We start from the raw sequence: 8999 nt of genomic DNA, 5'->3' as shown, positions 1-8999 counted from the left end.
CCGGGAACGGGTGTGCTGTGGGGTGCCGGCGGTGCGGGCCGGGCGGGGGGACACAGTCAACTGCCTGCGGGCCTCCGTGCCAAGCGTGTGACGGGGGCGGGCTGTGTCGGCGGCCCGACCCGCGCCTCCTGCGTTCCCCGCCAGGAGATGGGCACAGCGCCAGGACTGGTCGTGGCGTCGTGACCACGTCCTGGCGTCGTGCGACGGGCTGCGCCACACCTCCCTGCGTTCGCCGCCACGAAGTAAACATGCCGCCACTTTTTCTCGTGGCGGGGGGTTTAGTTCGTGGCGGGCTGGCGGGCGGGCGCCCGGCCCGGCGCCGCCTCAGCGGACCTCGACCCGGGCGTCGAGCCCGAGCCGCTCGAGGAAGGCCTCGTCGTGGCTGACGATCACGAGTGCCCCGCGGTAGCCGCGCAGCGCCTGGAGCAGGTGGTCGGTGCTCGCCATGTCGAGGTCGTTCGTCGGCTCGTCGAGCACCAGCAGCTCGGGCGGCGGGTCGGCGAGCAGCAGTCCGGCCAGCGCGACCCGGAACCGTTCGCCGCCCGAGAGGGTCCCGGCGAGCCGGTCCACGACGTCTCCCCTGATGAGGAACCGCGCGAGGCGGTTGCGCACCTCGCGCGGAGGAACGTCCGAGGCAGCCCGCCGGACGTTCTCGAGCACCGTGAGTGCGTCGTCGAGCGAGTCCTTCTCCTGCCCGAGGTGGGCGACCCGACCGGTCAGCGCGACGGCGTGCGTGTCGGGCAGCGGATGCGGCCGCGCGTCCGGCGCACCGACGAGCTGCTCGAGCAGCGTCGTCTTGCCCGACCCGTTGTCGCCGACGACGGCGACGCGTTCCGCCCCCTGGACGACGACGGTGCGTCCCCGCACGGTCAGCTCGGCGAGGCGCCGGGAGGCCGGGACCGCCGGGTCCGGCAGGTCGACCACGATCGTGTCGTCACGACGCAGGCGTCGCTCGGCGGTGTCGACCGCGACCCGCGCCTCCTGCTCGGACGACGCGTGTGCCCTGCGCAGCGAACCCGCCGACGCCTCGGCCTGGCCGCGCAGCTGGTTCGCCATGATCTTCGGCATCGACTCGCCGGCCTTGGCTCCCGCCTTGGCCCGCCGCGCGATGGTCGTCTCGGCCTCGATGCGCTGCCTCCGCTCGGCCTTGAACACCTGCTCGGCGGCCCGGACGTCACGCTCGGCCGCGGCCTGCAGCACCGCGAGCTGCTGCTCGTAGGCCGACCAGGTGCCGCCGAACACGGTCATCGAACCGTCGCGCAGCTCGGCGATCTCGTCGACGTGCTCGAGCAGCTCGCGGTCGTGGCTGACGACGACGAGCGTGCCGCGCCAGCGGTCGACGACGTCGAGCAGCAGGCCGCGCGAGCGTCGGTCGCGGTCGTTCGAGGGCTCGTCGAGCACGGCGAGCGGCCGGCCCCGCAAGCGCACGCCGGCGATCGCGACGCGCCCGGCCTGCCCCCCGGACAGCGTCGACACCGGGCGGTCGAGGACGGTGCCGGTGCTGCCGGTCCCGCCGTCGAGGCCGCTCAGCCCGACGCCGGCGAGGGCCGCGGCGGCGCGGGACTCGACGTCCCAGTCGTCGGCGAGCAGCTCGAACTGCCGTTCGGTCGCGTCGCCGGCGAGGATCGCCCGCAAGGCGAGGAGGCGCGGGCCGACCCCCAGCAGGTCGGCCACGGTGTCGTCGGCGCGGGACCGCAGCCGTTGCGGGAGCAGGTCGACCTCGCCGGTGGTCGTGAGACGTCCGCCGGTGGGGACGAGGTCGCCGGTGACGAGCCGGACGAGCGTGGACTTGCCCGCGCCGTTCGCGCCGACGAGGCCGGTGCGGCCACGCCCGAACGCGGGCGAGAGGGGGGCGACACCCCCGAGCCGTCGGGCCAGGAGAACGGGAGGGCGGACAGGACGATGGAGGGGGTGGTGATGGTGGGCACGAGGGCGCCCGGTGGATGGTGTCGGAGCACGACGACCACCCGTCCCTCGCCGGCGACGGAGGTCGGCTGCGGCGGGGGAGCGACCCGGCCGGAGGCGCGGCGCCTCGAGCGAGGCGGCGCCCGGTTCACGGGGCGGACGGGAGTGGCGTCAGTGCGAGGGCGACTGCTGCGCGAGGGGCGCAGTACCGGTGATGAGACGCAACGCTCTGCCTTCTGTGCGGTGGGCCCCCGTGCCCGCGAGGGCGGTCGACCGGCCGGTGTGTCGGCCGCACCGGTGCCTGCTCTCGCGACGGGGTACCCCGCCACGGTAGGTCGTGGCCACGCCGGTCCGCAAGGGCCGGGTGCCGGACGACCCGCGCCTCCTGCTCTCGCCGCCACGAAGTGAACATGCCGCCCTCTTTTTGCGTGGCGGCATGTTTACTGCGTGGCGGGCTGGCGGCGACGCCGACGCCGGCGACGGCGGCGACGGCGGGTGCGGGGGCCGGCGGGTGCGGCGGCGTCCAGGCGGGCGGGGCACACTGTCGGCATGTACCGAGGCCTGCCGACCATCTCGTTGCCCGAACCCGACCGTCCGCCGTTCGTCGACCGGCTGCGGCGTGCGCTCGACCTGGCCGCCGCGGAGGAGAGCGGGCGCCTGCGCGTCGTCCACTCGTGGGTCGGCGACGAGGTGCCGGGTGGTGCGATCCGTCGTGCCGGCTGGCAGTCGCGTGTGCTGACGATCACGGGCCCACGTCGGGCCCCGATCGACGTCTGGTTCGACGCCGACGACGGTGACGTCAGCGTGATCGGCGACGTGTCGGTGCCCGACTGGTCCCTGCACGACGCCGAGGCCGAGTCGGCCTGCCTCGCGGCGTCCGGCCAGTTGCTGCACGACCTCGCCGCCGGGCGCCTGCCCCGCGGTCGCCGCTCGGACTTCGTCCGGTCGAGCACCGTGCTCGCCCTGCTCGGTGCCGGGGCCGTCGTCGGCGCGGTCGTCGTCGACGTGCTGCGCGCCCGGGGTCGGGGCCGCTCGGTCTGACGACCCGCGCCTCCTGACCTGACGACCCGCGCCTCCTCGCGAGGTCGCGGGGTGCCGGTGCGCCTAGCGCGTGTGCCGCTCGAAGAACGCCGTCGACGACGGCACGAGCATCAGCAGGCAGGCGATCAGCGCGCAGATGACGGACGCCCACTCGAGCACCCCGCCGCCGCTCGCTCCGCTCACGCCGCCCAGCACCTGCAGGATGGTCAGCACGAGCAGCACGGTTCGCGCCCAACGGCGCCCGTCGCGCATGGCCCGCACCACCGCCAGCTGCACCAGGGCGACCACGATCGCGAACACCCCGCCGGCGATGTCGGCCCCGCGCGGGTTCGCCAGGGCCCCACCGGACGTCGACACCCGCGCCGGCCCACCGAACAGCATCAGCAGGACGGCACCGACGACGCCCAGGACGACGACGACGATCCACAGGGCGTACGCCGCCGAGATCGTGCGGGGGGCGGGTGGGGCGGCGTCGCGCATCGGGCCTCCTCGAGCGGCGGGCGGGGGCCCCCCGGGGGGGGGGCGGGCGGGCTCGGGGGGGGGGGGACACGGGCCGGGAGCGCGGACCGGGGGACGCAGGCCGGGGCCTCGCGTCGTCTGGCTAGGCTCGACCGGTGACCACTGCCTCCTCGTCGCCCGCTCCGTCCGCCACCGCGAGGCCGCTGCGCCGTCTCGGTTTCCTCACCATCGGCGCCTTCGAGGGCGACGACCCGACCGTCGGCCTCGAGCAGGGGCTCGAGTTGTTCGAGCGGGCCGAGGCGCTGGGTCTCGACGGCGGCTGGACCCGCACGCGGCACCTCCAGTTCGGCATCTCGTCGCCCGTCGCGTTCCTCTCGGCCGCGGCGCAGCGCACCTCGCGCCTGACCCTCGGCACGGCCGTGATGCCGCTCGGCTGGGAGAACCCGTTCCGCCTCGCCGAGGACTGGGGCACGGTCGACGTGCTCTCACGTGGGCGACTGCAGCTCGGCGTCAGCGTCGGCGAGCCCCGCGGCTACGACGAGATCGCCCCGCACCTCTACGGCGACGCCGCCGACCACCAGGACTTCTCGTACGGCCGGGTCGAGAAGTTCCTCTCGCTCGTACGGGGCGAGCAGGTCAGCACGTTCGAGGGCACCGAGGGCATCGAGGTCTACACCGGGCGGGTGCAGCCACAGAGCCCCGGTCTCGCCGACCGCGTCTGGTACGGCGCGGGCAGCCCGCGGTCGGCCGAGTGGGCGGGTCGGCAGGGCCTCGGCATGCTGATCAGCAACGTCAGCTTCGCCGGTGGGCCCGGGCCGATCGAGCCCACCCGCTTCGCCGCGTCGCAGCTCGAGCAGATCCGCGCCTTCCGCGCGGTCCACCCCGCGGGTCAGGAGGCGCGGGTCGCCAAGGGCGCGGTCGTCCTGCCCACCGACACGGCCACCGCCGAGCAGCGTGCGGCCTACGAGGCCTACGCGTCGTCCCGTCGCGACCGCACGACCGTGGCCCACGGGCCCCGGGGCATGATGTTCGACCGCGACCTGGTCGGCCCGTCCGAGTGGATCGCCGAGCAGCTGCACGAGAACGCTGCGATGCGCGAGGTGGACGACCTCATCGTCGAGCTGCCGTTCGACTTCGGCCTCGCCGAGTACACGCAGGTGCTGACCGACGCCGCCGAGCGCCTCGGTCCCCTGCTCGGCCGGCAGGCCAGCGCCCGAGTCGAGTGAGCGCTCACTCACCGTCAGGCCGCTCGCCTAGACTCGACGCAGCACCCCGAGCCGAAGGAGTCTCCATGCAGAACTGGGCCGCCAACGTCGAGTACTCGACGACCGACCTGCGTCGCCCCACGAGCCTCGACGAGCTGCGTGACGTAGTCACCGGCAGCCGTCGCGTCAAGGCCCTGGGCTCGCGTCACTCGTTCAACCGCGTCGCCGACACCGACGGCACCCTCGTCTCGCTCGACGCACTCGTCACCCCGGTCGAGATCGACTCGGCCACCGGCACGGTCCGCGTCGGCGCGGGCCCGACGCACGCCGCCCTCGCGGCCGAGCTGCAGCGTCACGGGCTCGCCCTGCACAACCTCGCCTCGCTGCCGCACATCTCGGTCGCCGGTGCGGTGCAGACCGGCACGCACGGCTCCGGGGTCGGCAATCCCGCCCTGTCGGCGGGCGTCCGCGCCGTCGAGCTCGTGCGCGCCGACGGCAGCCTCGAGACCGTCCGCCGAGGTGACGACGCGTTCGGCGCCTCCGTCGTCTCGCTCGGCGCCGTGGGCGTCGTCACGACCCTCGAGCTCGAGACCGTGCCGACCTTCGACGTCGAGCAGACCATCCACGAGCACCTGCCCTGGGCGGCCGCCCTCGAGCACCTCGACGCCGTGCTCGCCGGCGCCTACAGCCTGAGCTTCTTCACGCGGTACGACGGCGACGGGGTGGACCAGGTCTGGTCGAAGCACCGGGTCGGCGACGAGGTCGGTCTCGACCTCCGCGACCTCGGTGCGGTGCGGGCCGACGCCACCACGCACATGATCCCCGGGGCCGAGACCGCGGCCGTGACGCAGCAGGGCGGCGTGGCTGGCCCCTGGCTCGAGCGCCTGCCGCACTTCCGGTTCGACTTCACGCCGAGCGCCGGCGAAGAGATCCAGAGCGAGTTCCTGATCCCCGCCGAGCACGCCGCGGCCGCGATCGAGGGGCTGCGGGGCATCGCGCACACCTTCGCCGACGTCCTGATGGTCAGCGAGATCCGCACGATCGCCCCCGACGACGCCTGGATCAGCCCGAGCGGTGGACGTCAGAGCGTTGCCTTCCACTTCACCTGGCACCGCCGTCCCGACGAGGTGCTCGCCGTCCTGCCCGAGATCGAGCGGGTGCTCGGCGCGTTCGACGCCCGCCCGCACTGGGGCAAGGTCTCGACCGCCACGCACGCCGAGCTGCGCCGGGTGTTCCCGCGTCTCGGCGACTTCGCCGCCCACGTCGAGTCGGTCGACCCCGAGGGTCGCTTCCGCAACCCGTTCCTGTCCGCGTCCGTTCTCGGAGAGCCCGCGCATGTCTGAGCCCACCCCCGTCGCCTCCGTGCCGCCGCCCGGCACCACGCCCCCCGTCGTCGAGCCCGCGCCGGGTGCACCGCCGACCGCGAGGCTCGTCACGTCTCCGGTGCCGGTCTCGGGCGCGCAGGTCGTGCTCGAGCGGGCCGGTTACCGGGCCGAGATCGCCGGTGTCGGCGCCACGCTTCGCACGCTCACCTTCGAGGGCCGCGACCTGGTCGTGCCGTTCGCCGCCGACGAGGTGCGGCCCGGCTTCCGCGGGGCCCTGCTCGCCCCGTGGCCCAACCGCGTGACCGACGGACGCTACGAGCGCGACGGCGTCGAGCACCAGCTGCCGCTCAACGAGGTCGAACGCGGGCACGCCCTGCACGGCCTGGTGCACTGGGCCGACTGGACGATCGAGCAGGCCCAGGCCGCGCGGGCCTCGGCCTCGTTCGTGCTCGTGCCGAGCGACGGCTACCCGTGGCGGCTGGCCCTCTCGGTCGTCTACGAGCTGGGCGAGGCCGGGCTCACCACGACCGTCACGGCCCGCAACGCGGGCACGGGCGTCGCCCCCTACGGCACCGCCCCCCCCCCCTACCTCGTCGCCGGCGAGGGCCGCGTCGACGACTGGCCGTTCACGCTGCCCGCCGCGAGCTACCTCGAGGTGACCGACGACCGCCTCGTGCCCGTCGGCACGCGGCCGGTCGGCGACCGCGACGGCTTCGACTTCCGCGACGGGCACCCGATCGACGACCTCTTCGTCGACCACGCGTTCACCGATCTCGCGTTCGTCACGGCCGACGGCGTCGACGGCCCGGGCGACCCCGGTCAGGAGGCGCGGGTCACCGCCACGGTCACCGCGCGCGACGGCCACGGAGTCACCATGTCGTGGGGTCGCGAGCTGCCCTGGGTGCAGGTGCACACCGCCGACCGGCCCGAGCCCGAGAACGACCGTGTCGGGTTGGCCGTCGAGCCGATGACCTGCCCGCCGGACGCGTTCAACTCGGGCGACGACCTCGTGCTGCTCGCTCCGGGCGAGGCCCACACGGCGAGCTGGACCATCACGGCCTTCTAGCCCCACGGTGCCGAGGCGTCAGGCCACGCCGGCCTCGGCGCCGAGCGGCTCGGTCTGCCAGGTCATGGCCGAGACGGTGCCGGGCAGGCAGCGCTCCAGGGCGGCCTCGAGGGCGCGGCGCGTGCGGCGTGCGGTCAGCTCGTCCCGGACGACGACGTCGAACCTCAGGGCCTCGGGCAGCTCGGTCAGCAGCACCGTCCCGGCGTCGGCGAGCTGCACGAGGTACTGGCCCACCTCGACCCGCGCCGCCCGGTGCTCGGCCAGCAGGCGACGCGACAACCAGAACAGGCCGGCGGCGTCGTGGGCCGTGTGGACGGTCGCGGTCGCGGTGATCATGGCCACACTGTGACGTGACGACCGCTCACGCGCGTGAACGGCGTGTGGCGAACGTGTAAATCATGCGGCGACACGCCGGACGCGATCCGACTTGACAAGCACCTGGACCTCGTTCAGTATTGCCCAGCACCACCCGATGTGAGCGCTCACATTCTCAGGTCAGCGCTCGACCGTCCCCGCGACGGGCCATCCCGCTCCACTCTGCGACACCCCAGCCACACGATTCCTGACGAAGAGGTCAACCGTGAACAGCTCCTCCCTCCGCCGCCCGGCCGCCCACCGGGCCGTCCGCACGTCGCCCGCCCCGCGCCTCCTCGCGATCGCCCCGGCCTGACGTCCCCCAGCCCCGACGGGCAGGCCTCGCGCACCCGTCGGCCCGGCGCGTCCCCGGCCACCCGAGCCGTCGAGCGCCAGCACCACAGAGATCCCCTCACAGCACCATCACCCGTCATCGACGACGCCGTCGAGATGACACCTGACACGAATGGAACAACCGTGAAGAAAAAGCTCCTCGTCGGCATCGTCGCCGTCGGCATGGCATTCTCCCTGGCCGCCTGCTCCGGCGGCGGCGGCGGACGCGGCGGTGACGCCGGCGGCAGCAGCAGCGGCGACAACGCCGGTGCGCTGGTCGGCGTCGCGATGCCCACCAAGGTGTCCGAGCGCTGGATCAAGGACGGCGACGCCGTCAAGAGCGCCCTCGAAGACAAGGGCTACAAGGTCGACCTCGAGTACGCCGACAACAAGATCCCCCAGCAGGTCCAGCAGATCAGCAACATGATCACCAAGGGCGCGAAGGTCCTCATCGTCGCCTCGATCGACGGTGGCTCGCTCAGCGACCAGCTCGACTCGGCCGCCAAGGCCGGCATCAAGGTCATCTCGTACGACCGTCTGCTGACGGGCAACGAGAACGTCGACTACTACGTGTCGTTCGACAACTACAAGGTCGGCGTCGACCAGGGCACCAGCCTGCTGACCGGTCTCGGCCTCGCCGACGCCGACGGCAAGAAGGTCGACGGCGCCGCGCCCAAGACCATCGAGGTCTTCGCCGGCAGCTCGGACGACAACAACGCGACCTTCTTCTTCAACGGCGCGATGGACACCCTCAAGCCCTACATCGAAGACGGCTCGCTGACGATCGGCTCCGGCCAGGACCAGTTCACGCAGGCCGCCACCGCGGCATGGGACCCGGCCACCGCCAAGGCCCGCATGCAGAACCTGATCGCCTCGACCTACTCGGGCGGCACCAAGCTCGACGGCGTGCTCTCGCCCTACGACGGCATCTCGATCGGCATCATCTCGGCGCTCGAGGGTGCCGGCTACTCCAGCGACGCCCTGCCGGTCATCACCGGCCAGGACGCCGAGGCCGCCTCGGTCAAGTCGATCATCGAGGGTCAGCAGTACTCGACCATCTACAAGGACACCCGTCAGCTCGCCGACCAGTCCGTGGTGATGGCCGACGACCTGCTCACCGGCAAGACGCCCGAGACGAACGACGACAAGACGTACGACAACGGCGTGAAGGTCGTCCCGACGTACCTCTTCCAGCCGACCATCGTCACCAAGGACAACTACAAAGAGGTCCTGATCGACAGCGGTTACTACACCGAGGCCGACCTCAAGTAGGTCCCTCTCCGAGAACCGAGGAGGCGCCGGTCGCCGACC

The 8999-nt window shown here is 73.3% G+C and carries 8 protein-coding genes; 5 read left to right on the top strand and 3 right to left on the bottom strand.

Features of this window, described 5'->3' with window-relative positions; genetic code table 11:
- Positions 1–324 precede the first annotated feature (324 nt).
- Entirely contained in the window at positions 325–1878 is a 1554-nt protein-coding gene (locus AEQ27_RS15480; protein WP_369813670.1) for an ATP-binding cassette domain-containing protein, read from the bottom strand.
- Between the two features lie 576 nt (positions 1879–2454).
- Here AEQ27_RS15480 and AEQ27_RS15475 point away from each other — a divergent pair.
- The gene (locus AEQ27_RS15475; protein ID WP_054147483.1) at positions 2455–2946 is read left to right on the top strand and encodes a hypothetical protein; all 492 of its coding nucleotides are present in this window, start codon (positions 2455–2457) and stop codon (positions 2944–2946) included.
- Between the two features lie 63 nt (positions 2947–3009).
- On the opposite strand, the gene AEQ27_RS15470 is transcribed toward AEQ27_RS15475, so the two are convergent.
- Positions 3010–3426, bottom strand: coding sequence for a hypothetical protein (locus AEQ27_RS15470; protein WP_054147482.1), 417 nt, complete (start codon positions 3424–3426; stop codon positions 3010–3012).
- Between the two features lie 134 nt (positions 3427–3560).
- Between AEQ27_RS15470 and AEQ27_RS15465 the strand changes: the two genes are divergently transcribed.
- From AEQ27_RS15465 to AEQ27_RS15455, 3 genes are all read left to right on the top strand, one after another.
- Entirely contained in the window at positions 3561–4631 is a 1071-nt protein-coding gene (locus AEQ27_RS15465) for an LLM class flavin-dependent oxidoreductase (protein ID WP_054147481.1), read from the top strand.
- A gap of 65 nt (positions 4632–4696) precedes the next feature.
- A complete protein-coding gene (locus AEQ27_RS15460; RefSeq protein WP_054147480.1) occupies positions 4697–5953 on the top strand; it encodes an FAD-binding protein in 1257 nt (418 codons plus the stop codon).
- Positions 5946–7001: an aldose 1-epimerase family protein gene (locus AEQ27_RS15455; protein WP_082383657.1), complete on the top strand. Its 1056-nt coding sequence runs from the start codon at positions 5946–5948 to the stop codon at positions 6999–7001. Before AEQ27_RS15460 ends, AEQ27_RS15455 begins: the two co-directional genes overlap by 8 nt.
- Before the next feature lie 18 nt (positions 7002–7019).
- On the opposite strand, the gene AEQ27_RS15450 is transcribed toward AEQ27_RS15455, so the two are convergent.
- Positions 7020–7337 (bottom strand): hypothetical protein, encoded by a 318-nt coding sequence (locus AEQ27_RS15450; protein WP_054147479.1) that lies wholly within the window; start codon positions 7335–7337, stop codon positions 7020–7022.
- A gap of 468 nt (positions 7338–7805) precedes the next feature.
- Here AEQ27_RS15450 and chvE point away from each other — a divergent pair, with 468 nt between their 5' ends.
- A complete protein-coding gene (gene chvE / locus AEQ27_RS15445; protein WP_054147478.1) occupies positions 7806–8960 on the top strand; it encodes a multiple monosaccharide ABC transporter substrate-binding protein in 1155 nt (384 codons plus the stop codon).
- Positions 8961–8999: the final 39 nt, after the last annotated feature.

The sequence above is a fragment of the Frigoribacterium sp. RIT-PI-h genome, from assembly GCF_001297205.1.
Lineage (GTDB): Bacteria > Actinomycetota > Actinomycetes > Actinomycetales > Microbacteriaceae > Frigoribacterium.
Note: the sequence above shows the minus strand (reverse complement) of the source record. Positions and strands in the feature narration are given on the sequence as shown.

What these genes read in the sequence shown, in the direction of transcription:
- chvE (WP_054147478.1), top strand. Translation starts at nt 7,806, where the DNA reads ATGACACCTGACACGAATGGAACAACCGTGAAGAAAAAGCTCCTCGTC.
- AEQ27_RS15450 (WP_054147479.1), bottom strand. Translation starts at nt 7,337, where the DNA reads ATGATCACCGCGACCGCGACCGTCCACACGGCCCACGACGCCGCCGGC.
- AEQ27_RS15460 (WP_054147480.1), top strand. Translation starts at nt 4,697, where the DNA reads ATGCAGAACTGGGCCGCCAACGTCGAGTACTCGACGACCGACCTGCGT.
- AEQ27_RS15455 (WP_082383657.1), top strand. Translation starts at nt 5,946, where the DNA reads ATGTCTGAGCCCACCCCCGTCGCCTCCGTGCCGCCGCCCGGCACCACG.
- AEQ27_RS15475 (WP_054147483.1), top strand. Translation starts at nt 2,455, where the DNA reads ATGTACCGAGGCCTGCCGACCATCTCGTTGCCCGAACCCGACCGTCCG.
- AEQ27_RS15470 (WP_054147482.1), bottom strand. Translation starts at nt 3,426, where the DNA reads ATGCGCGACGCCGCCCCACCCGCCCCCCGCACGATCTCGGCGGCGTAC.